At 69.1% G+C, this 24,719-nt stretch carries 28 protein-coding genes and 1 pseudogene; 9 read left to right on the top strand and 20 right to left on the bottom strand.

Annotated features, from left to right (window positions below):
* Positions 1-4: 4 nt before the first annotated feature.
* The 13 genes from EJK15_RS03355 to EJK15_RS70085 are packed head-to-tail and all read right to left on the bottom strand — an operon-like array spanning position 5 to position 5,354.
* Positions 5-199: a hypothetical protein gene (locus EJK15_RS03355; RefSeq protein WP_138708857.1), complete on the bottom strand. Its 195-nt coding sequence runs from the start codon at positions 197-199 to the stop codon at positions 5-7.
* Positions 199-966 carry a hypothetical protein gene (locus EJK15_RS03350; protein ID WP_138708856.1) on the bottom strand — a complete coding sequence of 256 codons (768 nt, stop codon included), beginning with the start codon at positions 964-966 and terminating at the stop codon, positions 199-201. The genes EJK15_RS03355 and EJK15_RS03350 overlap by 1 nt, the downstream gene beginning before the upstream one ends.
* Positions 963-1,481, bottom strand: a complete 519-nt coding sequence (locus EJK15_RS03345; RefSeq protein ID WP_138708855.1) for a hypothetical protein — start codon at positions 1,479-1,481, stop codon at positions 963-965. The genes EJK15_RS03350 and EJK15_RS03345 overlap by 4 nt, the downstream gene beginning before the upstream one ends.
* Positions 1,478-2,386, bottom strand: a complete 909-nt coding sequence (locus EJK15_RS03340) for an ATP-binding protein (RefSeq protein WP_138708854.1) — start codon at positions 2,384-2,386, stop codon at positions 1,478-1,480. The genes EJK15_RS03345 and EJK15_RS03340 overlap by 4 nt, the downstream gene beginning before the upstream one ends.
* Complete coding sequence (locus tag EJK15_RS03335; protein WP_138708853.1) at positions 2,383-2,679, bottom strand: hypothetical protein; 297 nt, start codon at positions 2,677-2,679, stop codon at positions 2,383-2,385. The genes EJK15_RS03340 and EJK15_RS03335 overlap by 4 nt, the downstream gene beginning before the upstream one ends.
* Complete coding sequence (locus EJK15_RS03330) at positions 2,679-3,065, bottom strand: helix-turn-helix domain-containing protein (RefSeq protein ID WP_138708852.1); 387 nt, start codon at positions 3,063-3,065, stop codon at positions 2,679-2,681. The genes EJK15_RS03335 and EJK15_RS03330 overlap by 1 nt, the downstream gene beginning before the upstream one ends.
* Positions 3,062-3,247 carry a hypothetical protein gene (locus EJK15_RS03325; protein WP_138708851.1) on the bottom strand — a complete coding sequence of 62 codons (186 nt, stop codon included), beginning with the start codon at positions 3,245-3,247 and terminating at the stop codon, positions 3,062-3,064. The genes EJK15_RS03330 and EJK15_RS03325 overlap by 4 nt, the downstream gene beginning before the upstream one ends.
* Positions 3,247-3,384, bottom strand: coding sequence for a hypothetical protein (locus EJK15_RS70095; protein WP_171074083.1), 138 nt, complete (start codon positions 3,382-3,384; stop codon positions 3,247-3,249). Before EJK15_RS70095 ends, EJK15_RS03325 begins: the two co-directional genes overlap by 1 nt.
* Positions 3,381-3,686 (bottom strand): hypothetical protein, encoded by a 306-nt coding sequence (locus EJK15_RS03320; RefSeq protein WP_138708850.1) that lies wholly within the window; start codon positions 3,684-3,686, stop codon positions 3,381-3,383. The genes EJK15_RS70095 and EJK15_RS03320 overlap by 4 nt, the downstream gene beginning before the upstream one ends.
* Positions 3,683-4,177: an HNH endonuclease signature motif containing protein gene (locus tag EJK15_RS03315; protein ID WP_138708849.1), complete on the bottom strand. Its 495-nt coding sequence runs from the start codon at positions 4,175-4,177 to the stop codon at positions 3,683-3,685. The genes EJK15_RS03320 and EJK15_RS03315 overlap by 4 nt, the downstream gene beginning before the upstream one ends.
* 54 nt (positions 4,178-4,231) lie before the next feature.
* Complete coding sequence (locus tag EJK15_RS70090; protein ID WP_171074082.1) at positions 4,232-4,372, bottom strand: hypothetical protein; 141 nt, start codon at positions 4,370-4,372, stop codon at positions 4,232-4,234.
* A complete protein-coding gene (locus tag EJK15_RS03310; RefSeq protein WP_138708848.1) occupies positions 4,369-5,220 on the bottom strand; it encodes a DNA replication protein DnaD in 852 nt (283 codons plus the stop codon). The genes EJK15_RS70090 and EJK15_RS03310 overlap by 4 nt, the downstream gene beginning before the upstream one ends.
* The gene (locus tag EJK15_RS70085) at positions 5,217-5,354 is read right to left on the bottom strand and encodes a hypothetical protein (RefSeq protein ID WP_171074081.1); all 138 of its coding nucleotides are present in this window, start codon (positions 5,352-5,354) and stop codon (positions 5,217-5,219) included. Before EJK15_RS70085 ends, EJK15_RS03310 begins: the two co-directional genes overlap by 4 nt.
* A gap of 543 nt (positions 5,355-5,897) precedes the next feature.
* Here EJK15_RS70085 and EJK15_RS03300 point away from each other — a divergent pair.
* Positions 5,898-6,503: a hypothetical protein gene (locus EJK15_RS03300; protein ID WP_138708846.1), complete on the top strand. Its 606-nt coding sequence runs from the start codon at positions 5,898-5,900 to the stop codon at positions 6,501-6,503.
* Positions 6,504-6,796: 293 nt separating this feature from the next.
* Positions 6,797-7,201, top strand: coding sequence for a hypothetical protein (locus tag EJK15_RS03295; RefSeq protein ID WP_138708845.1), 405 nt, complete (start codon positions 6,797-6,799; stop codon positions 7,199-7,201).
* Between the two features lie 731 nt (positions 7,202-7,932).
* Here EJK15_RS03295 and EJK15_RS03290 read toward each other — a convergent pair.
* From EJK15_RS03290 to EJK15_RS03265, 6 genes and pseudogenes are all read right to left on the bottom strand, one after another.
* On the bottom strand, positions 7,933-9,390 hold the full coding sequence (locus EJK15_RS03290) for a recombinase family protein (protein ID WP_138708844.1): 1,458 nt from the start codon (positions 9,388-9,390) through the stop codon (positions 7,933-7,935).
* Positions 9,391-9,475: 85 nt separating this feature from the next.
* Positions 9,476-10,138 (bottom strand): annotated as a pseudogene (locus tag EJK15_RS74170) (ComEA family DNA-binding protein); the annotation flags it as partial.
* A 424-nt stretch (positions 10,139-10,562) separates the two neighbouring features.
* Positions 10,563-11,441, bottom strand: coding sequence for a DegV family protein (locus EJK15_RS03280; RefSeq protein WP_138708842.1), 879 nt, complete (start codon positions 11,439-11,441; stop codon positions 10,563-10,565).
* A 10-nt stretch (positions 11,442-11,451) separates the two neighbouring features.
* The gene (gene hutI / locus EJK15_RS03275) at positions 11,452-12,660 is read right to left on the bottom strand and encodes an imidazolonepropionase (protein WP_138708841.1); all 1,209 of its coding nucleotides are present in this window, start codon (positions 12,658-12,660) and stop codon (positions 11,452-11,454) included.
* Between the two features lie 595 nt (positions 12,661-13,255).
* Positions 13,256-14,668: a GTPase HflX gene (gene hflX, locus EJK15_RS03270; protein WP_138708990.1), complete on the bottom strand. Its 1,413-nt coding sequence runs from the start codon at positions 14,666-14,668 to the stop codon at positions 13,256-13,258.
* An 84-nt stretch (positions 14,669-14,752) separates the two neighbouring features.
* Positions 14,753-15,445, bottom strand: a complete 693-nt coding sequence (locus tag EJK15_RS03265; RefSeq protein ID WP_138708840.1) for a DUF4097 family beta strand repeat-containing protein — start codon at positions 15,443-15,445, stop codon at positions 14,753-14,755.
* A gap of 153 nt (positions 15,446-15,598) precedes the next feature.
* On the opposite strand from EJK15_RS03265, the gene aceB reads away from it, so the two are divergent.
* The 7 genes from aceB to EJK15_RS03230 all read left to right on the top strand — a co-directional run bounded on the left by aceB (position 15,599) and on the right by EJK15_RS03230 (position 24,162).
* Entirely contained in the window at positions 15,599-17,176 is a 1,578-nt protein-coding gene (gene aceB / locus EJK15_RS03260) for a malate synthase A (protein WP_138708839.1), read from the top strand.
* A gap of 24 nt (positions 17,177-17,200) precedes the next feature.
* On the top strand, positions 17,201-18,640 hold the full coding sequence (locus tag EJK15_RS03255) for an FAD-linked oxidase C-terminal domain-containing protein (RefSeq protein WP_138708838.1): 1,440 nt from the start codon (positions 17,201-17,203) through the stop codon (positions 18,638-18,640).
* Complete coding sequence (locus EJK15_RS03250) at positions 18,640-19,824, top strand: FAD-binding oxidoreductase (protein ID WP_138708837.1); 1,185 nt, start codon at positions 18,640-18,642, stop codon at positions 19,822-19,824. The genes EJK15_RS03255 and EJK15_RS03250 overlap by 1 nt, the downstream gene beginning before the upstream one ends.
* Before the next feature lies 1 nt (position 19,825).
* A complete protein-coding gene (locus tag EJK15_RS03245) occupies positions 19,826-21,028 on the top strand; it encodes a (Fe-S)-binding protein (protein ID WP_138708836.1) in 1,203 nt (400 codons plus the stop codon).
* 138 nt (positions 21,029-21,166) lie between these two features.
* Positions 21,167-21,916 carry an IclR family transcriptional regulator gene (locus EJK15_RS03240; protein WP_240776748.1) on the top strand — a complete coding sequence of 250 codons (750 nt, stop codon included), beginning with the start codon at positions 21,167-21,169 and terminating at the stop codon, positions 21,914-21,916.
* 56 nt (positions 21,917-21,972) lie between these two features.
* The gene (locus EJK15_RS03235) at positions 21,973-22,185 is read left to right on the top strand and encodes a DUF2277 domain-containing protein (RefSeq protein ID WP_138708835.1); all 213 of its coding nucleotides are present in this window, start codon (positions 21,973-21,975) and stop codon (positions 22,183-22,185) included.
* Positions 22,186-22,248: 63 nt separating this feature from the next.
* Positions 22,249-24,162, top strand: coding sequence for a zinc metalloprotease (locus EJK15_RS03230; RefSeq protein ID WP_138708834.1), 1,914 nt, complete (start codon positions 22,249-22,251; stop codon positions 24,160-24,162).
* Positions 24,163-24,207: 45 nt separating this feature from the next.
* On the opposite strand, the gene EJK15_RS03225 is transcribed toward EJK15_RS03230, so the two are convergent.
* Positions 24,208-24,627 carry a lipocalin/fatty acid-binding family protein gene (locus tag EJK15_RS03225; RefSeq protein ID WP_138708833.1) on the bottom strand — a complete coding sequence of 140 codons (420 nt, stop codon included), beginning with the start codon at positions 24,625-24,627 and terminating at the stop codon, positions 24,208-24,210.
* Positions 24,628-24,719 lie beyond the last annotated feature (92 nt).

The raw sequence follows: 24,719 nt of genomic DNA, 5'->3' as shown, positions 1-24,719 counted from the left end.
CAGGTCAGGCGGGATGGTCGGAGGCGGACGCGGGCCTATACCTCGGGTCGGACTCCATGAGGGCGAGGCAGGGCTTGCATATGCCGCATGTCTCCCCCGCGTCGGTCGGGCATTTCGGCGGCCCGTACGGGCAGTCGTGGCCTTCCTCAACGTGCTGCTTGCAGTAGTGGCAGAACTCGATCGGCGCGACCCGGGTCATCACGCCACCTGCTCCAGATAGAAGGGCGTGGAGCCGCAACCGCAGGTGAACAAGCCCTCGCACGGAGCCGACCAGCCGGGGCACTGCAGGTGCTTGTAGCGCTCCATCGCCTCGGCGAAGGCGCCGTTCTGCTGGATCAGCTCCCACGTGGTGCAGGCGACGACCGGGATGGGCCGCTTCCCGTCAGGGTGCGCCCCGACAGGCGCGAGGCGGTGGCCACCGTTGGAGTGCAGCAGCACCCAGCCCAGCCGCTTGTGCAGCACCGGGATCTCCCACGGGCGGGCCACGCCAGCGCGGACCTTCAGTCCGAGCTTCTCGGCCTTGGCGGGCTGCTTCTGGTCGATGAAGTCGTGATCATCCCTACATGACCAGAGCAGATTGCTGGCCAGGTTCGACCAGTTCTTGTCGGTGCCGCCCGACCCCTTGCCCTCCCGGTGTGCCGGATCGACGCCAGCCGCCACGCCGCCACAGACGAGCCCGACCTCGCACATGCCGCCGCTTCTCCGGCGGACGGTGGCCTTCACATCGGCAGGGACGCTCTTCGGCCTCGCCGGCTTCTTCGGCTGGGTCCGCTTCAACGCCTTACGCGGCTTCTGCTCGCGTTCGGCGGGCGGGAACGTCAGATGCCAGCCGCGCATGCACTGCTCCACGTCGGTGGGCAGCTCGCGCCGCACGCCGAGACGTGCCATGCGGTCCCAGTAGCGGCGTGCCTCCTCCTCGTTCGCGAAGGTGGCCTTGTTGCAGCAGGTAGGCGTCTTCGTCTTCACGACTGCTCGCCCGCCTCGATGGCAGGGCGGACGCCCAGCAGTTCGGTCAGGTCGATGCCGTCGAGCTCCGGAAGGTCCTTCGGCTCGACGACCGCCAGCAGCCGGTCGGCGCCCTCGTCGGCGTAGAACCGCTGCTGCGGCGACGCCCCGTAGCCGATCTCCACGCCGGGGATCTCCTGGCCGTCCGCGTCCACCGGGGCGCCATTGCGGAGTGCCTGTTCCAGGAGCTTCATCTCGTATGCGGTGCGCACGGTGGGGATGTGCTCGACCTCGGTCGGGGCGGTCTCCTGAACGAACGCGACGAACTTCTCCCGGTCGTTGACGATCGCCTTCACCTCGGGCTCGGTCATGGCGACCTTGCCCAGCCGGGCCGCGCCGAGCAGGGCGGCGTTCTTGTCGCCGGGCTCCTGCTCGATGAACGGAGTCACCTGCTTGAGTGCGGCGGAGATCTGGGAGGCGCGCATCTTCAGCAGAGCGAAGACGAGACGCGCCTCCTTCGGGGTGAGGTCGCTCATGCCGCCTCACCACCGTCAGCGGGCTTGGCCTTGCCCAACTCGTTCCAGCGGCGGCGGGCCAACTCCCCCAGAGCGACAGCGTCGCCGTGCTCGTTGACCACCTGGGCGCCGAACAGGCCCCGCGCTCGGATGTCCGCGCCGGCGGCGGCCACGTCTTCCTGAGTGGCGTACTGGTCAAGCAGTAGGTCCCGGAAGTGCAGCGCGTCCGGGGACGGCTTGCCATCGCCGAGCCAGACGGCGATCTCCTGCGCAAACTCGCCACCCGGTTTCGGGATGACGCGGTTGGCGATGTCGCGGGCCCGTGACTTGGTGATGACCAGCGTGTTCTCGTGGTCGAGGTCGCCGACAATGTCGAACTCGTACTCGATGCCCTCACGCTGCTCAGGCTTGAGCCCGACCTTGCGCGGGACCTTCCGGCCGCGCTGGTCCTCCTCGATCACATAGTCGGTCTTGGACCGCATCGTGACGATGACGTGGCCCGGGTAAGAGACCAGCGCGTCGATCATCTGGCGTTCCTGCGGGCGGGCTTCCTTCCACCCGCCGAACGAGTTCCCGCCGTACCCGCGCTTGGCCGCCGCGTCGACCTGCTCCAGCATGCCGCCCGTGCCGGACCAGAAGTGCGTCAGCGAGTCCACGACGACCGCGCCGAACCCGGCCGCGCCCGCGGCGGCCAGCGCCTGGCACAGCGTGTGGGGCTCGAACGACTGCAGGTTGAGCCTGGAGAACGCGAACTCGTCAGCGTACTTGCTGGCGCTGCCGCGCTCGGTGTCGATGACCGCCACCTTGTCCGACAGGCCGGTGGCGACCGTCAGCGCCGTGTACGTCTTGCCCGACCCGGACGGGCCGGTCAGGGCCACGCGTGCCTTGGCCTCGTCCTTGGTGGCGGGTTCGAAGCTGAAGTTCACTGCTGCTCTGCTCCCTCGTCGTTGGGGGTGTCGTGGTCTGCCCGTTCCGCGAAAGCGCCCGGGTCTTCGGCGGCGGTCCACGGCTCCCAGGTCGGCTTGTCCGCGTGCACGGCCCGCGAGGTGTGCATCTCCACGTCGAACTCGATGACGTCAGCCGCGCACACCTCGCGGTGATCGTGCTTGAGGCGGGAGTGCAGACGACCCGACACGGCCAGGTCCAGCACCTGAAACTCGGGGATCCCCAGGACGGACGACGCGTCAGCGAGCGTCAACCAGGGACGCGACTGCGCCATCACAGGTCCTCACCCCGCGCGATACGTGCGGCGTTCTGGTAGGCGTAGCGCATCGCTCGGCCCGCGATGGCGTCCGGGTTCTGGGAGCTGGACGGAAAGACGGACTCCGGGTACCACTCGGCGGCGGCCTCCAACTGGAGGGCGATCTCCTCCCGGACGGTGCGCTCGCGCTCGACGTCCTCGGGGAGCTTCATGTCGCCCGACACGACGCCGTCAAGTACGGCGTCTATGGCTGCGGCGTGCTGTGGCCGGGGCATGTTGCGCCCGGCTTCCGCGTTGCGGAGCGTGGTTTTTGCGATGCCCGCGAGGTCGGCAAGCTGTTCTTGCGTCAGCCGTGCATCCCGTCGCCTCTGGCGGAGCTGTTCTCCGTATACGTTGCTGCTCACTTCGCCGCCGCTCCCGCCTTCTCAGCGAGACGGGCAGCCTCAGCCGCGCCCTGCTCCTGGTAGATGGCGGTGAGCTGCTCGATCACGGTCCGGCATGAGGGGCACACGTAGGTGATGCCGCAGGCGGACATCGGCTCGGCGCCGTAGTTATCGCAGCGGGAGAGCTCGCAGTGGCGGCCCATCACTGGTCACGCTCCGGACGCTGCTCGGCCACCTGCACTTCGGTCGCGTACAACCAGCGCAGCTTCCGCTTGGAGTACTCGTAGTGGTCGATCTGCTTGGCCACGTCGGCGGGTTTCGGGGGCAGCACGTACGTCATCGGGCCACCTGCCCGTCCTGCTCGGCGGCCAGAACGGCGCGCTCGGCCTGCTTGATCAGGCGCTCGCACTCGTCGCCAGCCGCGACCACACGGAAGTCGCAGCCGTACATCGCCTGCTCGATGGCCTCCTGCGGGTCCAGGCCGAGCCGGTCAGCCAGGATCGACGCCAGCAGTGCCCGGCGCAGCAGATGGGAGCCCTGTTCCGGCCGGAACAGGTAGGCCGCTGTCGCGAGAACGGCGTACTTGGCCTCCGGCGTCACGCCGGTCTTCTCGGGAGATGTAGCGCTGATGCTGACGCTCATGACTGCGCCGCCTTCCGGTCTCGCTTCCACGCCTTCTTGCAGGTGCGGCACACGCGCGAGGTCTTGTCCGGGTTGTCTCGACGCGGCTGCAGGTAAGTGTTTTCAGCGGTGTACTCGTGGCCCCTCTCGCAGTGGGTTCGATGACCCCAACGGCTGGCTATGGTGTTGGGCGATCGGAGCACGTTGATCTGAGGCGTTACCGCTTCGAGGTGCTGGGGGTTGACGCAGCGCCGGACCATGCACAGGTGATCGATCTGCATGCCCTCGGGAATGGGGCCCACGAAGAGTTGGTAGGAGAGGCGGTGCGCGAGGTACTGCTTGGTTTTGTTCTGGCGGGTGATGCCCAGCCTCGGATACCCCGAGTTGATGACAATGCCGGTCCAGATCCAGCAGCCGCCGTGGCCTGGCGTAACCTTCCTCAGCAACTGCTCGGCGATGGGCTTGGGCTTCGGTCCGCCCTTTCGTCGGGGCGGTGGGTCGTAAACTGTCATTGACTCCTGCTCCTTGTCGTGGTCCGACTTGGGATGAGCGGGTGGTCTGCGAGGTCAGCCCTGGCCGGCTGGCCTCGCGTCTTGTGTGGGCTTGTGGTGGCGGCCCACGTAGTCGGCGCGGTCGGCGACGTCACGCTCGATGCAGCCGACACGCCAGCAGGCGATCACCTTGCGGTGGTACTCGTAGGCGGTCATGACACGCCGCCCTCGATGGCGAACAGGTAACCCGCCTTGTGCTCGTTGGCCCGCAGCCCGTCCTTCGACAGCGCCGCCTTCAGCAGCAGCTCCGGATCACCAGGGCGGACGCGGGTGTTCTCGCGCCGCTTCTTGCCGTGGACTCCGCTGCCGTGCAGGTAGAAGAACGGCTTGCCCTTGAACGTCGGATGGCGGTGTTCTGGACCGTTCCGGAACGTTCCGTCGTCGCGCTCGGAGCCCTTGCCGCGCTGGTCGATCAGGTAGCCGCGCGAGTACAGGTGCTCGAAGAACGTCCGCTCAGTGACCTCGCTGAAGTACTTCTTGTGGAACGCCGTCAGCGTCAGCCCGTCGCCGGCCTCGATCGCCTGGAACTTGCCCTCCGCGATCTCAGCCCGGTACACGGCCTTGTCGGCGCGGTCGGCCTCCTCGATCACCATGGCGGCCAGTTCGCGGTTCGACAGCTTCCGCGCGGCAACCTGGCGGCCAGACTCGGCAACCTCAGCCTCGCGTGCCTTGGCTGCGAAGTAAGCCTGCGCCGCCGCGATCTCCTGCTTGCGGACGTCGCCGTTCATGGCGGTGATATAGGCGCCGTGGCGGGTCAGCCGGTAGTTCGCGCCAATCTGCCTGGTCCGGCCGTAAGCTTCCCGGCGCCGGGAAGCTTCCGCGTCGGGGTCCATGCCCATCGTCTCGATGGAGACGCGGGCGCGCTCGACGGAGTCCTCGAACTTGTCCCACTTCCGGTAGCCCAAAAGCGGCATCAACTCACGGGCCGACCAGTACTCGCCGCACTCGTCTACCCGCTTGATCGCGTCGAACGGGGAGCCGTTCGGGATGTCGAGGTCGGTCATGCTGCCGTCTCCCCCGCTGATTTGCTGTCCGCGGTCTCACGGTCGAGGCGCTCCTTGATGGCCTCATAGAGCGCTCCGCCCTCGTGAAGGCCGAAGATCCTGGCGACAGTGCGGATCTGTTCATCGCTCGGCATGTCAATGAGCTCGATGAGCGGGCGAGAGAGGCCACGTCCCGCCATGGAGTTGCCGGGGGGAACCGATCCCGGTCCGCCAGGGCACGAGGATGTATCGGGAGCGCTATTGATCGCTTCTCTGCGCATCAGGCACACTCCGCCTTGGATCCGTCAGAGTTGCGCAACAGGGCGTCAACATCAACGTCGAGAGCTATGGCGAGGACGGCCAAGCGCGCCGCAGTAGGACCGAAGACTCCCGTCTCCCACCTACATAGAGTGCTGGCGGCGATTTTTGTGCCAGCTTGTTCGCAGCGAAGTTCGAGCTCAGCAAGCGTGAAACCTCTGCGTTCTCGCTGTTCCCTCGCTAGACCACCGTCGAAGGGGAGTTTGAGTCGCTTCCTCATGAACGCAACATAGCGCAATAATTTAAGAGAGCGCAACAGAGCGCTCATGATTCTTTTAACCCCTCAAGCAGAGCGCGTCACCTGGCCATCTGAACAGGCAATTTGCGATACATTGCGGTCAGGGTCCGCGAGCCCAACCAACATTCGGAGGACGAACACGATGGAGCGAGTCGACAACTTCAAGCGCCTCGCCGAGCTCATGAACCAGCGGCGAGTAGCCCTGCGACTCCAGTGGAACGACGTCGCGGAACAGGCAGGGATCTCCACTGCCCACCTCCGCAAGTTCCGCAGCGGAGAGGCCGGCGTCAGTGACCTGGTCCGCGCCCGGCTCGAAGAAGCGCTCCAGTGGGCGTCCGGCTCTATCGAGAGCGTCCTGGCGGGCGGCGATCCCACAGAGATGACCTCCGTCACCGCGCCAGGCGGCGCCGGCGTCATCAGAGTGACCGCGGGCGCGGGCGAGGTACAGGCTGCCGACGGGCTAGAGGCTGCCCTCCGCGAGCTGTCGCGCCGACTCAGCCCTGAAAGGGTGCGCGCCATCCTGGAGGAGGTGGCTCCGGCCTCGCAAAGGTCTGACACCCCTGCCGTGGAGCGCCGGTACGAGGATCCGCAGGAGCAGCACCTGTGGGAGACGCCGGGCCTGGACGAGGTGGAGCGCCGGTACTTGATCCACCAACTGGAGTCCTTGCGCAGGCTGGAGGAAGCAAAAGCTCGGCAGCTGGACGAGAGGCCATCTGCCGATGTGCGAGAGTTTCGGTCACGCGGCTAGTCCGACAGCTACGCGCTTTCTTTATTGCGGCTGCTCACCTTGCGGGTTTTAGGTCACCCGGCTCGCGTCCTATTCTCAGCAATCATTCAGGAAGGCGCAGGTCGGAGGGCGTGCCCTGGTGTGCCCTGGCGTGACCTTGTTGCCCTATGTCACGATACGATTACGGGCCTTCACTTAGGGTGGACTATTGAAGGTTTTCGTCATGGAATAACGGTCTGCACCGTTCGGGGCGAGGGGGCGCATTAGGGCAAGTCTGCGCGTTTTGCGCAATATCGCCTGGGGGTGGAAAGCACGTGATCGCCGAAAAACGTCGTGACGAGTCTGACCAGGAGCGGATCCGGAGCATCCTCGCCACCATCAAAGAGCGCCTCGACATCGCAAGACGAGCCGCCACGGCCCAACTGCGCGATGAGACCTTCACCAAGCAGCGCTTCGCCGACATGGCCGCGGACCTCGAATTCTCCCACGACATGATCCAGCACCTGCAAGACACGATCTACGCCCTGCTGACAGATCCGCCGCCCACAGCGGTGGTCAACGCCATGCGCAGCACAGCCGGACAATGGCACCCTGTCCGCTGGCGAATCGGTGGCCGGATGCGGTCCTTCCTCGTCCCATCAGTAGGGCGGGCCGACCCCATCGCCGAGTCGCAGTGGTGGCGACGATTCACAGAGCAGTACGGCGGCGAATGCTCGTGAGATGGCCTGAGATCCGGGAAGTGAAGAACCCCGTCAGCCCGGCCGTGGCCTTCACCGAGCATGGCCGCACGGTGGTCGAGGTAGACGAGAAGCTCAAGGGCAAAGCGAGGGCCGTCGCCATATGGGCGGCGGTGCGCATGCACGAGCACGGCCTGGCCGCACTTGTCGGCCTGCCCATCGCGGCGTTCGCCTGGGAGCCCCTCAAACGCTGGGGGCGGAATCACCCCGGAGCAGCGTTGGCGGCAACCGCAGCAGCAGGCAGCGCCTTGACAGCCGGCGCGGCCCTCATGCTGCCGATGCTTCTCGATGGTGCTGAGCAGCCGAAAATCGCCGCGCCGCCACTCACTGTCACGGCCACGCCCACCATGCGGTCACAGAGCCCGCCCATCACGCGCAAGCCGACCCCCTCGGCCACGCCCGGCCAGGACGGGCGCAAGCCGACGGACAGGTCAGAACCGACGGATGGGCCAGGGACCCGTCCCGCGATCCGGCCGACGCCCCGCCCGGAGCAGACACCAACGCGGTCAACCCAGCCCCGGCCTACGGGGACAGCGGAGCCCTCAGAGACAGAGATTCCCGAAGCTCCCCGCCTCACCCCTGAGGACCTTTCCGCCAGCCCGACGCCTCCGCCGACCGCGGCGACCACACCACCGACTGGCGAATCCTCCGGCGTCGCACCTCCGGCGCCTACTGCCGGACGGGACTGCGTGCTGCGCGTCGACCTGGACCCGCTACTTGACGTGTGTGCGCTCGGCTAGCCGTGGAACGATCCTGTCGGGGTCGAACCGCCGCGGTTTGCCCTTGTCGAGAGGCAGCACGTCGAAGCCGTCAGGAATGATCGCCCGCACGGCCTCGCGGCGATCGACAGGCGTCAGACCATCCCATTTGGCCTGCACGTCGCCCTCAAGCAGATGCCGCAGGACACGAGGAGCGGAGCCGAGAGCGAACGCCCGCGCGTTCTTGATCCGCTCCTCGATGATGGTTCGGGCTTCGGTGTACTCGGCAAGCGTGATCCGCCGGGTCGCCCACATGCGCGCGAGCTCCTTCAGCTGCTTCTCGTCCTCCGCCAGCTGGGTGCGCGTCTCGTCGGTGGATGACTTCGAGGTGATGGTGAGCACTCGCTTGACGAAATCGGGGTTGGTCAGAAGTTCGACGACGCGCCGGCCAATCAGATCCTCAACATGGGAGGCGGTCACGGTGATCTTTCCGCATCCACCACGCGGGGTGGAACACCAGTATTGGGCCCCCGCGCGCTTGGTGACTGACATGCCGGTCAGGAGGTCCCCAGACAGGGAACACCACAGGCTGCCTGTCAGCCAGCGGACGAGCTGGTTGGTGTGACCGGTAGCGCGGGCCGAGATCTTCGCCCGGACGGCATCCCATGTGTCCCGGTCGAGAACGGCGGGCCACACCGCATCGCCGACCACGACTCCTCGGAACCGCCGCAGCCCTGCGATCCGCGGACCGGTGAGTACGGACCACACCGAGCGGGAGTTCCACTGTCCGGCCTTCACTGGTCGCACGCCGCGCTCGTTCAGCAGGTTCGCGAGGCCGACAAGGGTCTGCCCATCGAGGATCTCCGCGGCCATCCACCGGATGACCTCCGCCTCGTCCTCACGGATGGTCATCCCGTTCTGGTCGTAGCCGTAGGCTCGGATGCCGCCGCCGCCCGTCTTGCCTTGCGCGGCGAGTTCCTCGTGCTTGCGGGTGACACGCCGGGCTGTGTCCCGGCTGCTCTTGTTGGCTACCGCGACCATGACGCGCGCCATCGTCACGTCCCCGTCGTTGTTGAGCCGCAGCGATCCACTGACCGATTCGACGGCGATACGTGGCCGGCTGGATTCAACGACGTCGATCAGGTCTTCCAGGTCTCGGGGGTCACGGGCGACACGGTCGAGGTCGTAGGCCAGGAGTCCGTCTGCGGCGCCGGTGGCGAGCATGTCGAGGCAGCGTCGAAAACCGGGGCGGACTGTCCTCAGGGCCGTCGTCCCGTCCGGAAGGGCGATTTTGCGGCGCTTGAACGCCGATGTGTCGTTCTCGATGATGACGTGGGTCTCATCGGGGCCGATCGTCCAGCCGATCCTTTCGGCCAGCCGTCGCCCATCTTCGTCTTGTCGTCCGACTCCTGCCGCTTCGCCGCTTTTGTCGTCGCTGATGCGCAGCAGAAGGATGGCGCGTAAGGGCTTCACGATGCCCTAGCTTAACCTCATTCGTCAGTTTCGGGGGGCCTATGCCGCTCACCTCGCGGAGCTGGTCGACGCTGGTGAAGCCGCCATGGCTGTCGCGGAACTCGATGATGCGCGCCGCCAGGACCTCCCCCACGCCTGGGAGCTGCTCGAGTTGCTCGGCCGTGGCGGAGTTCAGGTCGATGACGGCGCCGGCCGGGTCAGTGACGGGGGAGCCAGGAGCGGCCGGGCCTGCGGTGGCGCCCACCACGATCTGCTCGCCATCGATCAAGCGTCTGGCGAGATTGAGCGAGCCGGTGGAGGCGCCACGTGCCACTCCCCCGGCCGCCGTCACCGCGTCCGTGACCCGGGCGCCTGAAGGGAGCAGGTAGACGCCTGGCTTGCGGATCTTTCCGGCGACGTGGACGGTGACCTTGTCGGTGGGGGACGGGGGCGACGGCGAGATCGGGGTGGGAGGCGGCAGCGGCTCGGGTGCGGGCTGGGATCGCCAGACGAAGAAGGCGGCGACGGCTATCGCGAGGGCTCCAACGGCGAGCAGCACACGAAGGCCCGGCTTGCCTGGGTCGAGAGCAGGAGCCTGGGAGGCCAAGGCTGTGCGGAACGCCTGGAAAGAGGGTGGTACGGGGATGGGCCCGCCGTTGCGGCGAGAAGGGGCCGACGTGGCGGGGCGCTCGTCGTCTGGTTTCGGGCGCGTAGTTGAGGCGGTCTCACGCCAGCCGATCGGCGGGCTGTCATCGTCCAGGCCCTCCATCGAGTCGATCCCGTTTCGGGAGCTTCTTCCGCGAGGTGCGCCTGCGGTCTCCCCGGTCAAGCTTGCGCGCTCCTGATCCCGGACCGAAACACCGCCACCGCTTTCCGGATTCTCGATGCGGTCACCACCAGTGCGCCGAAGGAGAACCCGGTGGGGGCGTCGGGCAGGATTGATGATCGACCGTAGCCGGGATTCGGCTATGGCTCGCTCCGCGGTCGCATCAGGGGTTCGCACGCGAGAGAACGTAGGCCGCCGGAGGCCGCTGTAGGGGCCCGAGCGGCGTTCTGGGGACAGTGCAGGTATGGTTTATGGGCCTGTGGATAAAGGGACCCCAGAGGCGCTCTCAAGGCCGCAACGGTGCCCCCACGGTGGCCCCCACGGGATCTGCCCGGTGCTGCGGCAAACGCGCTGGGAGGCGGTGAGATCAGGAGCCTGGAGGAGCCGAGAGATCACATGGTGTGACGGTCAGGCCGAGCATGCCGGGGCCCACATGCGCCCCGATCACCGGTCCTACCTCCACCACCCGCAGCTCCACCAGCCCGGGCAGCCGCTTCGGCAGCCGTTCCGCGAGTGCTTCGGCTCGGCCTCGCGCCGCCAGGTGCTGCACCGCCACCTCCACCGGCCCGTCACCGGCCGCCTGCACCGCCAGGTCCTCCAGGCGCGCGATGGCGCGCGCCGACGTGCGGACCTTCTCGAGCAGCGAGATCTGGCCGTTCACGATGTGGAGCAGCGGCTTGATCATGAGGGCCGAGCCGAACAGAGAGGCCGCGGTGCCGATGCGGCCGCTGCGCCGCAGGTAGTCGAGGGTGTCGACGTAGAAGAACGTTCGGGTCGTCTCTGCGCAGCGGCGGGCCGCCGACGTCACCGCCTCCAGGGAGGCCCCGCTCGCAGCGGCACGCGCCGCCACCAGGACCGGGAACCCCAGGCCCATCGCGATCGAGCGGCTGTCGATCACTTCCACAGGCAAGGGGGCGTCGCGGGCTGCTGCGAGGGCGGATTCGACCGTGCCTGACATCTCGGCCGACAGGTGGATCGAGACCACCCCTGTGGCGCCCGCCGCGGCCAAGGACGAGTAGCAGGAGACGAAGCGGGCCGGGGAAGGGCGGGAGGTGGTGGCGGAGGCGAGGTCGCCCACGGAGGAATTCTCGCCGTCCGAGCCCTCATGACCCGGCACCCAGCTGCCGTTGGAGCCCTCGTCGTACGAGGTATCCCCCATGATCACCTGTAAGGGCACGACCGTGACACCCGGCACCGCAGGAAGGTAAGCAGTTGAGTCGGTGACGACGGCGACCGTGGGGGGCATGACGCGAGAGCTACTGAACGGGCGTCCCACCCCGCCAGACGCGGCGTGGCTTGAGGCCGAAGGACCAGGCGAACGCGCCCTCGTGGTCGGCGTCCCACTGGACGATGTCGGCCAGCCGGCCCGGTGCCAGGACGCCGCGGTCCGGAGCGCCCAGGACGGTGGCGCCGCCGAGGGTGGCCGCGCGGAGCGCGTCGTTGACGCTCATCCCGAACGCGGACACCGCCATGGCGATCACCAGCGACATCGAGGTGATGCCGCAGTAGCCGGGGTTGTGGTCGCTGCCGAGTGCGATCTGCACGCCGTGCTTGATCATCTGGCGGACGGGCGGGAGATGGCCGCGCTGGAGGGCGGTGGCCGGGCAGACGACCGCGGGCACGCCGTAGCGGGACATGATGGCGATGTCCTCGTCCGACATGTGGTGCAGGCCGTCGGCGGAGGCGCAGCCGAGCTCGGCGGCCAGCTGGACGGCGCCGCGGCGGCTGAAGATGCCGGCGTGGACGCGCGGCAGCAGGCCGACGTTGCGGCCGGAGGCGAGGACCCAGCGGGATTCCTCGGTGGTGAAGTGGCCCTCGTCGCAGTAGACGTCGACGCTGTCGGCTCCCGCCGCGGCCGCGTCGGCGCACCAGGCGCCCACGGCCTCGACGTATTCGCGCTGGCGGCCGAAGTATTCGGGTGGCACCACGTGCGCCGCGAGGAACGTGACGTGCACGCGCGGCATCATCGGCTCCTTCTCCAGCTCGCGCAGGAGCCGCACGTCGGCCAGCTCGCCGTCGCGCGTGAGGTGGTAGCCGGTCTTGGCCTCGACCGTGGTGGTGCCGCTGAGCAACCAGCCGCGCAGCCGCTCGCGTACGCCGTTGCAGAGAGTCCAGGGGTCGGTGCCGCGGGTCACGGTGACGGTCGAGCCCACGCCGCCGCCGGCCGCCGTGATCGAGGCGGCGCTGGAGCCGCCGGTGCGGATGGCCAGCTCGGCGTAGCGGTTGCCGGCGTAGACCGGGTGCGTGTGGGCGTCGATGAGGCCGGGTGTGACGAGCGCGCCGCCGAGGTTTTCGACGTGGTCGACATCGACGATGTCGTCGACGACTCCAGGAACGCTCTGCGGCAGGTCGGGCGCCCGCCCGACCCACGCGATGCGGTCGTTGTGCACGAGGATGGCCGCGTTGCTGAGGACCTCGTTACCGGTCCAGAGGCGGCCGATGTTGGTGAGAAGTCGAACGGTCACCGCATCACCGCCCTGCGCGAGCCCCCGCGCGGGCGCAACACCCAGCGCACGGCTTGTGCCGCGCCCACTGAGTCCGCTCCGGGTCCGGACGACATGGGGGGTCTCCTGCTCTCATCCGCGTCATGCTGTGCGGTGACCGTATCGCCGGACTCATGATCCGGCGATTTCAGTTCAGTTACGTTATTTCACATGCCGGGCCGGTGTACAGGGTTATTCGGAAGAAAGACCACAGATCCCATCCGTCACCCAGCCCCGCCTCGTTCCCATGGCCCCCGCTGACGACTTCGGCACCAGCAGTCATCATCCGAAACCCAGAATCAAAACCCAAACCCAAACCCAGACCAACGTTAGGTCTGGCCAATCCTAGCAATACCCGGGGTTCGGGGACCACTGCCGCTTTTGGGCAACTCTGCGCACTTTGCGGCAAGAGCTGCCCCACCGTACCGTGACGCCGACCGCCTGTCCGTGCCGTGAGAGATCCATGTAAGCCCGGACGTGCTGCCGGCCGCCCGACTCGGCCACGCGTGGACCGTGCCGGGCGGCCCCACCGTACCGCAGCACCGTGGGCCGCCCCGCAGGAATCGGCGAAAGACTTTCAGGAGACGCGTTCGACCGGCTTGCCCACCCGCTCCAACTCCTGGAACAGGCTGGGCAGCACGCGGGCGTGCAGGATCGTGCCGTCTGCCACGTGGTCCACGGAGAGCACCTCGCCCTCCTTGTGGGCCCGCGAGATCAGGTCGCCCCGGTCGTACGGCACCAGCAGGTGGATCTCGTGGTCCAGCCTGGGCAGCTCGCGCTCGATGAGCGCGATCAGCTCGGGGATGCCCTTGCCGGTCCGCGCCGAGACCACGACGCTGTCGCGTTCGCGCCTGGTGATGCGGTCGATGACGTCCTGGTCGGCCGCGTCGGCCTTGTTGACCACGACGATCTCGCGTACGTCGGAGGCGCCCTCGATGTCGGCGAACACCTCGCGCACCGCCGCCAGCTGACCCTCGGGGTCGGGGTGCGAGCCGTCGACCACGTGCAGGATCAGGTCGGCGTCGGCGACCTCCTCCAGCGTGGAGCGGAACGCCTCGACCAGCTGGTGCGGCAGGTGGCGCACGAAGCCGACGGTGTCGGCGATCGTGAACAGCCTGCCCTCGGGCGTGCGCGCCCGGCGCACGGTCGGGTCGAGGGTGGCGAACAGCGCGTCCTCCACCAGCACGCCCGCACCGGTGATGCGGTTGAGCAGCGAGGACTTGCCCGCGTTGGTGTAGCCGGCGATGGCCACGGCCGGAACCTCGCGACGCTGACGACGCTGACGCATGGTCTCGCGCGAGGTGGACATGCCGCCGATCTGGCGGCGCAGCTTGGACATCCGCTCGCGGATGCGGCGGCGGTCCAGCTCGATCTTGGTCTCACCGGGGCCGCGGCCGCCGATGCCGACGCCGCCGGCGGCGCGGCCGCCGACCTGCCTGGACAGGTTGCCGCCCCAGCCGCGCAGGCGGGGCAGCAGGTATTGCAGCTGCGCCAGCTCGACCTGGGCCTTGCCCTCGCGGCTCTTGGCGTGCTGGGCGAAGATGTCGAGGATCAGCGCCGTACGGTCGATCACCTTGACCTTGACCGTCTCCTCGAGCTGGCGGAGCTGACCGGGGGTCAGCTCGCCGTCGCAGATCACGGTGTCGGCGCCGCTGGAGTCGACCACGTCGCGCAGCTCAAGGGCCTTGCCCGAGCCGATGTACGTGGCCGGGTCAGGCTTCTGGCGGCGCTGGACGAGCCCGTCGAGCACCTGCGACCCGGCGGTCTCCGCCAGGAGCTTGAGCTCGAGCATCGAGTTCTCGGCGTCCGCCGCGGTGCCGTCGGTCCAGACCCCTACGAGGACGACCCGCTCCAGCCGCAGCTGCCGGTACTCGACCTCGGAGACATCCTGGAGTTCGGTGGAGAGGCCCGCCACGCGGCGCAGCGCCTGGCGCTCCTCAAGGTCCATCTCGCCGGTCTCGAACTCGTCGAGCGCGGTGTATTCGTGCATTCGTGTCATCTCTAATAGGGAACGTCTGGACACCTCGGTGTCTTCCCACGATGGTGGCACGACATCCGCGGCGCAATCACCTGGTTATCCAGGCAACACGCTGACGTCGCCGGAACCCGAGGTCAGCGAGATCTTGCGCGGGGACGAGCCGTCGGCCTTGACCGAGACCGTCTCGTCGCCGGATCCCACATCGGTCTTCACGTCATAAGCCCCGTCGGGGACGTTCAGTACGGCGTCTCCCGATCCGACCTTCACCTGCGCGCTGTCGGGCGCGGCGGTGTACTTCAGCTCCACGTTACCGGACCCGGCCTCGGCGACCACTTTCTTGCCCGCCAGCTCCGAGGCGTCCACGTCGCCGGAGCCGACGCGTACCTCGATGTCCCCGGTCAGGCCCCTGAGCGTGATGTTGCCCGAGCCGCTCTCGAGGTCGACGGGCAGCCCCTTGGGGATCTCGATCTTGTAGTCGACGCTGCAACTGCCCAGGGTCGAAGCGCAGTCGTACGTGACGAACAGCGCCTCGCCCTCGACCTTGTGCTCCGCCTTGGGCTTGTCGTCGCCCCGCCAGCGGAGGGTCTCGACGACGCGGATCGCCGTGCCGTCGGTCTCGGTGACCACGGTGTCGCCGGCGTGGCTCTCCACCTGGAGCTTGGTGACCTTGTCCGTCACCTGGTAGGACGTCGTGTCCTGGTTGTTGGGGCCGGCGATGCTCGCAAGCCCGCACCCTGTCAGCAGCACTGCGGAGCCCAGCAACCCGCCCGCGATCGCCATCGTCTTCATGCGGGTAATCCTTTCGCGGCGGGGCCGCGGCGGCATCGGGGATGCCCCCTAACGCGCCCTGGGGGAACCCCACCTTTGACCAGGGAACCACCATGGGAGTAGCTTCGTTTCCACAATCCAGAATCTGTTTTCCATAGAGTGGAAAGAGGTCCCATGGAGATCACCGGCCCGATGCTCGACCGGTTCGATGAGATCCTCACGCCGGAGGCGCTCGATTTCGTGGCGGCTCTCCAGCGGGAGTTCGGCGCCAGACGGCTGGAGCTGCTGGAGGCCCGGCAGGCGCGGCAGGCGGAGCTGTCGGGCGGCGGCATGCTCGACTTCCTGCCCGAGACCAAGGAGATCAGGGAGGGCGACTGGCGCGTCGCGCCCCCGGCCCCCGGCCTGGAGGACCGCCGGGTCGAGATCACCGGTCCCGTCGACAAGAAGATGACCATCAACGCGCTCAACTCCGGCGCCAAGGTGTGGCTGGCCGACTTCGAGGACGCCAACTCCCCGCTCTGGGAGAACTGCGTGGCCGGCCACCTCAACCTGCGTGACGCGCTCGACCGCACGATCGACTTCGAGACCGGCGGCAAGACGTACGCGCTCAAGCCCGACGCCGAGCTGGCCACCATCGTGGTGCGGCCGCGCGGATGGCACCTGGACGAGAAGCACGCCACGCTCGACGGGCAGCCGGTGTCGGGGTCGCTGTTCGACTTCGCGCTCTACTTCTTCCACTGCGCCCAGCGGCAGATCGACAAGGGCAAGGGTCCCTACTTCTACCTGCCCAAGATCGAGTCATACCTGGAGGCGCGGCTCTGGAACGACGTGTTCACCCGGGCGCAGGAGCTCCTCGGCATCCCGTACGGGAGCATCAGGGCGACCGTGCTCATCGAGACCTACCCGGCCGCGTTCGAGATGGAGGAGATCCTCTACGAGCTGCGCGACCACTCGGCCGGGCTCAACGCGGGCCGCTGGGACTACCTGTTCAGCGTGATCAAGAAGTTCCGCACCAGGGGCCGGGAGTTCCTGCTGCCCGAGCGGAACGCGGTCACGATGACGGCCCCGTTCATGCGCGCGTACACCGAGTTGCTGGTGCGCTCCTGCCACAAGCGCGGCGCGCACGCCATCGGCGGGATGGCGGCGTTCATCCCCTCGCGCCGCGACCCCGAGGTCAACGCCGTGGCGCTGGAGAAGGTGCGGGCGGACAAGACGCGCGAGTCGGGCGACGGGTTCGACGGGTCGTGGGTGGCGCACCCGGACCTGGTGCCGATCTGCCGCGAGGTGTTCGACGGGGTGCTGGGGTCGCGGCCCAACCAGCTCGACCGGCTGCGCGAGGACGTCAGCGTGTCCGCCGCCGACCTGCTGGCCGTCTCCGAGACGCCCGGTGAGATCACCGAGACAGGACTGCGTAACAACGTGGACGTGGCGCTGCGTTACCTGGCCGCCTGGATGGGCGGGCTGGGGGCGGTGGCGATCCACAACCTCATGGAGGACGCCGCCACGGCCGAGATCTCGCGCTCGCAGATCTGGCAGTGGATCCACAACGACATCACGCTCGCCGACACGGGCGCGCAGGTGACCAAGGACCTGGTCGAGCGGATCATCTTGGAGGAGATCGCCAAGATCGCCACGGAGCCGGGCTACGACTCGAAGCTGTTCGACCAGGCCACCGCGCTGTTCGCGGAGGTGGCGCTGGACGACGACTTCGCCGAGTTCCTGACTCTTCCCGCATACGCTCGGATGCCGTAAATAATCGGAAACGGAGGTGATCGCATGCTGGACACGCTGGTGGCGGCGCTGCGCTCGCTGCTGCCCGACGACTCGGTGATCACCGATCCGGTACGCCTGCGCACCTACGAGTGCGACGGCCTCACCTACCACCGGGCGACCCCCGGCGTGGTCGTGCTGCCGGGCACGGCCGAGCAGGTCGCCCGCGTGGTACGCCTGTGCAACGACTTCGGCGTGCCCTTCGTGGCCAGGGGCTCGGGCACGGGCCTGTCGGGCGGCGCGCTGCCCCGCGAGGACGGCGTGCTCATCGTCACCTCCAAGATGCGCGCGATCCTGGAGATCGACCTGGACAACCGCAGGGCGGTCGTGGAGCCGGGCGTCACCAACCTGGCGATCACCGAGGCCGTGCGCGACCGGGGCTACTACTACGCCCCCGACCCCTCCAGCCAGCAGGTCTGCTCGATCGGCGGCAACGTGGCGGAGAACTCCGGCGGCGCCCACTGCCTCAAGTACGGCTTCACCGTCAACCACGTCGAGGCCTGCGAGATCGTCACCCCGGACGGCGACCTGGTCACGCTCGACCGCATGGACCCGGGCTACGACCTGCTGGGCGCGTTCATCGGCTCGGAGGGCACGCTGGGCATCGCCACCAAGATCACGGTACGGCTCAGCCGCACGCCGGAGGCCGTGACCACGGTGCTGGCCGCGTTCGAGAGCATCGAGCGGGGCGGCCAGGCCGTGTCGGCGATCATCGGGGCGGGCATCGTGCCGGCCGCGATCGAGATGATGGACGCGCTGTCCATCGAAGCGGCCGAGGCCGCGGTGGCCTGCTCCTACCCGGCCGGCGCCGGCGCCGTGCTGATCGTCGAGCTGGACGGGCCGGAGGCGGAGGTCGAGCGGCAGTTCGCGCAGCTCAGGGAGATCTGCTCCGGGGCGTTCGAGCTGCGCGTGGCGGCCGATCCGGCCGAGCGGGCGGCGATCTGGAAGGGCCGCAAGTCGGCGTTCGCGGCCGTGGGGCGCATCAGCCCGGCGTACATCGTGCAGGACGGCGTGGTGCCGCGCACGTCCCTCCCGAGCGTGCTGGCCGCCATCGACCGGCTCTCGGCCGAGCACAAGATCAGGGTGGCCAACGTCTTCCACGCCGGCGACGGCAACCTGCACCCGCTGGTGCTGTTCGACGACGCGGAACCCGGGGCGGGAGAGCGCGCCGAGGTGGTCTCGGGCGCGATCCTGGACCTGTGCATCGAGCACGGCGGCTCCATCACGGGCGAGCACGGGGTGGGGGTGGACAAGTCGCGGTACATGCCGCGGATGTTCAGCGAGGACGATCTGGACACCATGCAGCTCGTACGATGCGCGTTCGACCCCCGGGGGCTGTCCAACCCGGGCAAGGTGTTCCCGACGCCGCGGCTGTGCGGTGAGGTGCCAGGGGTGCGCAAAGGAGTGCATCCGCTGGTCGAGTCCGGGAAGGCGGAGCAGTTCTGATGCCGGCCGGAACAGGAGTGACCTTCAGGGAGGCGGACGCGGACGACGCCGTCAGCGGCGTGCGTCCTCGCTGGGTGGCGCTGCCCGAGACGGTCGAGGAGGTCTCGGCCGTGCTGCGGTCCTGCGCGGAGCGGGACCTGGCGGTGGTGCCGGTCGGCGGCGGCACGAAGCTGCACTGGGGCCGCCCGCCGGAGCGGTGCGACGTGCTGCTCGACATGTGCTGCATGAACACCATCCTGGAGCACGCGGCCGGTGACCTCGTGGTGCGCGCGCAGGCCGGGGTGACGATGGACGCCCTGGCCGCCGCACTCGCGGAGAAGGGGCAGGAGCTGGCGCTCGACGTGCCGTTCGCCGAGGGCGCGACGGTCGGCGGCACGCTGGCCACCGCGACGGCGGGCCCGCGCGCGTTCCGCTACGGCACCGCCCGCGACCTGATCATCGGCATCACGGTGGTGCTGCCCGACGGGACGATCGCGCGATCGGGCGGCAAGGTGGTGAAGAACGTCGCCGGCTACGACCTCGGCAAGCTCTTCACCGGCTCGTACGGCACCCTCGGCGTCATCGCGGAGGCCACGTTCCGCCTGCATCCGCTGCCCGCCGCCCGCCGCTGGATCACGGCGGAGCTCGACCGCGCCGAGCTGCCGCCGGTCGCCGCGGCGCTGGCCGCCTCGCAGGCCGAGCCGAGCGCCGCCGAGGTGGACTGGCCGGAGCCGGGCGGGCCGCTGACTCTGGCCGTGCTCGTCGAGGGCGCGGCCGCCGAGGCGCGGGCCGAGACGCTGCGCGCCCTGGTCGGCAAGGGCTCCGTGACCGGCGCGCAGCCGCCGTGGTGGGGGCTGATCTCGCGCGACGAGGTGCTGGTGGAGGTGCGGTTCCCGGCCACGGGCACGCCGGCCGTGCTGGACGCCGTGGCCGGCGCCGGCCTGTCGCTGCGGGGCTCGGCCCTGTCCGGGCGGGTGCTGCTGGAGTCGGGGGGCGCGATCGGGGAGAACGAACTGGCCGCGACCGTGTCCCGGCTCCGAGAGCGGGTCGAGGCGGCCGGCGGGCGGGTGAGCGTGCTCGCCTGCCCGTACGAGGGCGTCGACCGGTGGGGGCAGGTAAGCGGGCTGCCGCTGATGCGGCGGGTCAAGGAACGGTTCGATCCCGGGCGCAGGATGTCTCCCGGCCGGTTCGTGGGAGGGATCTGACATGGACCCGAAACTGATCAACGATTGCGTGCACTGCGGGTTCTGCCTGCCGACATGCCCCACTTATGTGTTGTGGGGGGAGGAGATGGACTCGCCGCGCGGGCGGATCCATCTGATGCAGCAGCACGTCGAGGGGACGCCGATCACGCCCGAAATGGCGGGACATTTCGATGCTTGTCTCGGGTGCATGGCCTGCGTGACCGCCTGCCCGTCCGGGGTCCAGTACGACCGGCTGATCGAGCTGACCAGGGTCGAGGTGGAGCGGCAGCACGTACGCGAGCCGCAGGAGCGGGCCGTGCGCGGCATCGTGTTCTCCCTGTTCCCCTACCCGCGCAGGCTGCGGCTGCTGCGGCCGACGATGTGGCTGGCCAGGCGGCTGGCGCCGTTCCTCGGCCGGGCGAACCCGAGCCTCGGCGCCATGGCCGCGCTCGCGCCCCGCGTGGAGCGGCGGCAGCGGCTGCCGCGCGTGGTCAGGGCCAGGGGAGAGCGCCGGGCCGTGGTCGGCATGCTCACCGGGTGCGTGCAGGGCGAGTTCTTCCCGCAGGTGAACGCGGCCACCGCGCGGGTGCTGGCGCTGGAGGGCTGCGACGTGGTCATCCCGCGCGGGCAGGGCTGCTGCGGGGCGCTCAGCGTGCACTCCGGGCGCGACGACCAGGCCAGGCGGCTGGCGCGGCGCACGGTCAGGACGTTCGAGCGGGCGGGGGTCGACACCGTCGTGGTGAACGCGGCCGGCTGCGGCTCGTCGATGAAGGAGTACGGCGTGCTGCTCGGCAGCGATCCGCAGTTCCGGGTGATGGATCTGGCGGAGTTCCTGGCCGAGCTGGGGCCCGTGGCCAAGCGGCACCCGCTGCCGCTCACCGTCGCCTACCACGACGCCTGCCACCTGGCCCACGCCCAGGGCATCCGCGCCCAGCCGCGCGAGCTGCTCGGCGGCATCCCCGACCTGGACCTGCGCGAGATCCCCGAGTCGGCGATCTGCTGCGGCTCGGCGGGCACGTACAACATCTTCCAGCCGCAGGCCGCCCGCGACCTGGGCGACCGCAAGGCCGGGGCGGTCGGCTCGACCGGCGCCGAGCTGCTGGTCTCCGCCAACCCCGGCTGCACGATGCAGATCGCCGCGGCCATGCGACGCGCCGGCCGGGACATCAGGGTGGCCCACACCGCCGAGGTGCTGGACGCCTCGCTGCGCGGGGTCGGCCTGTGAACGAGCGAAGCGAGCGAACCATTAGACACAGCCGTCTAACGCTCACAGGACCGACGGAGGAGGGCCCGTGAGCGAGCGAAGCGAGCGAACCATTAGACACAGCCGTCTAACGCTCACAGGACCGACGGAGGAGGGCCTGTGAGCGTTCAGTCGGTGGAGCGGGCGCTCGACGTGCTGGAGGCCCTGGCCGAGCACGGTGGCGAGGCGGGGCTGTCGGAGATCGCCGCCCGGACCGGGCTGCCGTACGGCACCATCCACCGGCTGCTGCAGACCCTGCTCGCGCGCGGCTACGTGCGCCAGGAATCCGACCGGCGCTACGCCCTGGGCGGCGGCCTGGTCCGGCTCGGCGGCATCGCGGAGAGCATGGTCGGCGTGTGGGCGCAGCCGTACCTGACGAAGATGGTCGAGCTGTCCGGCGAGACCGCGAACCTGGCCGTGCTCGAAGGCGACTTCGTCGTCTACGTGGCGCAGGTGCCCTCGCCGCGCAGGTTGCGGATGTTCGCCGAGGTCGGCCGTCGGGTGCTGCCGCACAGCACGGCCGTGGGCAAGGTGCTGCTCGCCGGGCGGCCCGCCGACGCGGTGGCCGTGTTCGAGCGGACCGGCATGCCGCGCCGCACCCCGAACACGATCACGGACATCTCCGCCATGCTCGCCGAGCTCAACTTGGTCAGGACCCGCGGCTACGCCATGGACCTGGGCGAGGAGGAGCTCGGCGTGCACTGCCTGGCCGTGCCCGTGTGGGACGGCGCCCGGGTGGTGGCCGCGATGTCGGTGTCGGGGCCCGCCGAGCGCATCGACGCGCTGGACCGCGACGAGCTGGCGGAGGGCCTGCGCAAGATCGCCCTCGACTTCGGCAACGAGCTCGGCCCAGCGGCCGGCGCAGGCTGAAACCGCCGCCGCCCGTGCGGAAGACGAGCCGGCGCATCGGCCATTACCGTTAGGGCATGTGTAGAAGCATCAAGACGCTGCGGCCGCCGTACGCCGAGAGCGTGACCGAAGAGGACGTGCGGGCGGCGGCGCTGCAGTACGTCAGGAAGATCTCCGGATTCCGGGCCCCCGCGGCGCACAACGCCGAGGCGTTCGACCGGGCCGTCGAGACGATCGCCAAGGCGTCGGAGGAACTGCTGGAGGCGCTCGAAGTTCGCGGGAGTCGTTGACAGGCCCTGCCGGCGGGGGAAGTGTCCCGGATATATACCCCAGCGATCCCCCAGGAGCCTCCCATGATCAGTGGGTTGTACGAGGGACAGGACGGCGACTCGCGGCTGGCGCTCCGGGTCGACGTCGACGGGATCAGGCCGACCGGGCGGGTGAGCGGCGACCTGTTCACCGTGTCGGGCGCGACGACCTCCTATGTGGGCTCGTTCATGGTCAACGCCCCCGCCGTGCAGGCCGAGGGCGCTGAGGCGCGGATCCGGGGACGCGGGGTGCTCTCGTTCGACACGGCGGTCAAGGACGTGAGCGTCACGATCACGAACGGGTCGGGTACGGCTGCGGTGGCGGGGCGTACCTACCAGGTGTCGTTCGCCTCGCCGTACTTCCGACGCGTGCTGCTGGAGCAGGACTCGGTGACGGGGACCGTGCCGTTCGTGTCGTACCGGACGGGGTCGCTGCCCGGGCCGAGCGGCTCGCCGGCCAGGGAGCTGACCGTGACCGCCGCGTACGCGGAGGCAGGCATCGAGCTGACCCTGGCCGAGCCGGGGGTGATCCCGGTGGACGGGTCGGGGGCGGATCTGGCGTGGAGCGACGCCGAGTTGCACCACGCGATGACGCAGCAGTTCAGCATGTTCGGCGACGCGCCGGCGTGGCGGCTGTGGCTGCTGGTGGCCAGCAGGCACGTGGGCGGCTACCGGGGCATCATGTTCGACTACAACGACGCCCACCAGCGGCAGGGGGCGGCGGTCTTCTACGACGCGATCAAGGGGACGACGCCCGAGTCGCAGCGCGCACAGTTACGGACGTACGTCCACGAACTCGGGCACGCCTTCAACCTGCTGCACTCCTGGCAGAAACACCTGGCCACGCCACCACAGCCGCTCGGGCCGGACGGCGGCTTCGGCGATCTGTCGTGGATGAACTATGTCAATAACTACCGCCCCAACGGCGAGCAAGGTTACTGGGCCGCTTTCCCCTTCCAGTTCACCGATCCCGAGCTGGTGCACCTGCGCCACGGCTTCTTCCGTGACGTGGCCATGGGCGCGCACGCGTTCGGCACCGGGGCGGCCGAGATCGAGCCGTTCGAGCAGCCGATCGAGGACCGTTCCGGGCTGCGGCTGGAGCTGCGCGCCAAGGAGTCGTTCGAGCTGGGCGAGCCCGTCGTCGTCGAGCTCAAGCTCTCCTGCGCCGGGGAGCCCCGCGTCACCCACGGCCACCTGCACCCGGACACGGAGTTCACGCAGGTGTCGATCAGCCAGCCGGGCGGCCGGACCGTACTGTACCGGCCGATGATGCGGCACTGCGTGGACACCTCGCCGGACATCCGGCTGGACGAGGGCAACCCGGCCATGTACCGCAGCGCGTACATCGGGCACGGCCGCGACGGGCACTACTTCCAGCAGCCCGGCGAATACCAGGTCCGCGCCCAGTACATCGCCGCCGACGGCTCCCGCATCGTCTCCCCCGCCTGCCTGGTCAGGGTGCGTTTCCCGGTCAGCCGCGACGACCACCAGGTGGCCGAGCTGATGCTGGGCGAGGAGCAGGGCAAGCTGTTCTCGCTGCTCGGCTCGGACTCGCCGACGCTGCGCTCGGGCAACCTGGCGCTGGACGAGGTGATCGACCGGTACGGAGACCACCACCTGGCCACGTACGCCCGGATGGTGAAGGGACTGAACGCCGAGGGCGAGTTCAAGGCGCTGACCACGGGCAAGCGGCTGCTCATCCGCCCGCCGGACCCCAAGCAGGGGATCGACCACCTCACCCGCGTCGCGCAGGCGGGCACCATCGACAACATCACCCTGAACATGGTGATGCGGCGGCTGGCTCGCGCTCAGGCGAGGCAGGGCGACCTGGGGCGGGCGAACGCGGTGATGGACAAGATGGTCACCCTGTTCGAGTCCAAGGGCGTCAACCCGATCGTCCTGGGGCAGATCAGGCGGCAGGCGGAGCTGACGAAGGCGGCGCTGAGCGCGGAGGTCTGAGCGCCGCCGGGTTCACCTTGATCATCTCGGTTACGAGGGCGACCGTTACTGGCCGCGGGCGACGGGCTGTCCACCTTCGCAGGTGATCGTCAGCTCGACGTCCTCGCCCTCGCCCGGCTCGAACTCGACCGTGGCCGTACGCCCCGGGCCCGGCTCGACGCCGTCCACCGAGTAGCCCTGTGCCGGGCTCCACGAGCGCAGCGTGACCTGGTCGCCGACGCAGGCGGCGATCACAGTGCCGCCCGCGCTGCGGATCAGCTTGCCCTGCTGCGTCCACGTGGGCGTGCCGGCCTGCGTGGCGGCGGTGCGCGGGGTGACGGTGGTCAGGGCGGCCCGCACCTCCTCCTGGCTGAGCACGTGGGCGGAGGTCCCGGTGAGGCCGGTGCCGAGCAGGCCCAGCACGGCCACGGACGCCCCCGTGGCGGCGACGGCGGTCGCGGCCCAGGCCAGCACGAATTTCTTCATCGCCCACCAGGTTCCCCCATGTCGGGCTAAGGGCGGGTTAAGGCGACGCTAACGCGACCCAAGACGCGGCAATCGACCGTCTACGTTCGTAT

The organism is Nonomuraea basaltis (assembly GCF_005893125.1).
GTDB classification, from domain to species: Bacteria; Actinomycetota; Actinomycetes; order Streptosporangiales; family Streptosporangiaceae; genus Nonomuraea; species Nonomuraea basaltis.
This window is presented reverse-complemented; position numbering and strand designations above follow the sequence as displayed.

Bases quoted from the DNA above. Each gene is read 5' to 3' on its own strand.
- EJK15_RS03355 (WP_138708857.1), bottom strand. From the start codon at position 199: ATGACCCGGGTCGCGCCGATCGAGTTCTGCCACTACTGCAAGCAGCAC.
- EJK15_RS03345 (WP_138708855.1), bottom strand. From the start codon at position 1,481: ATGAGCGACCTCACCCCGAAGGAGGCGCGTCTCGTCTTCGCTCTGCTG.
- EJK15_RS03335 (WP_138708853.1), bottom strand. From the start codon at position 2,679: ATGGCGCAGTCGCGTCCCTGGTTGACGCTCGCTGACGCGTCGTCCGTC.
- EJK15_RS03325 (WP_138708851.1), bottom strand. From the start codon at position 3,247: ATGGGCCGCCACTGCGAGCTCTCCCGCTGCGATAACTACGGCGCCGAG.
- EJK15_RS70095 (WP_171074083.1), bottom strand. From the start codon at position 3,384: ATGACGTACGTGCTGCCCCCGAAACCCGCCGACGTGGCCAAGCAGATC.
- EJK15_RS03320 (WP_138708850.1), bottom strand. From the start codon at position 3,686: ATGAGCGTCAGCATCAGCGCTACATCTCCCGAGAAGACCGGCGTGACG.
- EJK15_RS03315 (WP_138708849.1), bottom strand. From the start codon at position 4,177: ATGACAGTTTACGACCCACCGCCCCGACGAAAGGGCGGACCGAAGCCC.
- EJK15_RS70090 (WP_171074082.1), bottom strand. From the start codon at position 4,372: ATGACCGCCTACGAGTACCACCGCAAGGTGATCGCCTGCTGGCGTGTC.
- EJK15_RS03310 (WP_138708848.1), bottom strand. From the start codon at position 5,220: ATGACCGACCTCGACATCCCGAACGGCTCCCCGTTCGACGCGATCAAG.
- EJK15_RS70085 (WP_171074081.1), bottom strand. From the start codon at position 5,354: ATGCCGAGCGATGAACAGATCCGCACTGTCGCCAGGATCTTCGGCCTT.
- EJK15_RS03300 (WP_138708846.1), top strand. From the start codon at position 5,898: ATGGAGCGAGTCGACAACTTCAAGCGCCTCGCCGAGCTCATGAACCAG.
- EJK15_RS03280 (WP_138708842.1), bottom strand. From the start codon at position 11,441: ATGCCCCCCACGGTCGCCGTCGTCACCGACTCAACTGCTTACCTTCCT.
- hflX (WP_138708990.1), bottom strand. From the start codon at position 14,668: ATGCACGAATACACCGCGCTCGACGAGTTCGAGACCGGCGAGATGGAC.
- EJK15_RS03265 (WP_138708840.1), bottom strand. From the start codon at position 15,445: ATGAAGACGATGGCGATCGCGGGCGGGTTGCTGGGCTCCGCAGTGCTG.
- aceB (WP_138708839.1), top strand. From the start codon at position 15,599: ATGGAGATCACCGGCCCGATGCTCGACCGGTTCGATGAGATCCTCACG.
- EJK15_RS03255 (WP_138708838.1), top strand. From the start codon at position 17,201: ATGCTGGACACGCTGGTGGCGGCGCTGCGCTCGCTGCTGCCCGACGAC.
- EJK15_RS03250 (WP_138708837.1), top strand. From the start codon at position 18,640: ATGCCGGCCGGAACAGGAGTGACCTTCAGGGAGGCGGACGCGGACGAC.
- EJK15_RS03245 (WP_138708836.1), top strand. From the start codon at position 19,826: ATGGACCCGAAACTGATCAACGATTGCGTGCACTGCGGGTTCTGCCTG.
- EJK15_RS03235 (WP_138708835.1), top strand. From the start codon at position 21,973: ATGTGTAGAAGCATCAAGACGCTGCGGCCGCCGTACGCCGAGAGCGTG.
- EJK15_RS03230 (WP_138708834.1), top strand. From the start codon at position 22,249: ATGATCAGTGGGTTGTACGAGGGACAGGACGGCGACTCGCGGCTGGCG.
- EJK15_RS03225 (WP_138708833.1), bottom strand. From the start codon at position 24,627: ATGAAGAAATTCGTGCTGGCCTGGGCCGCGACCGCCGTCGCCGCCACG.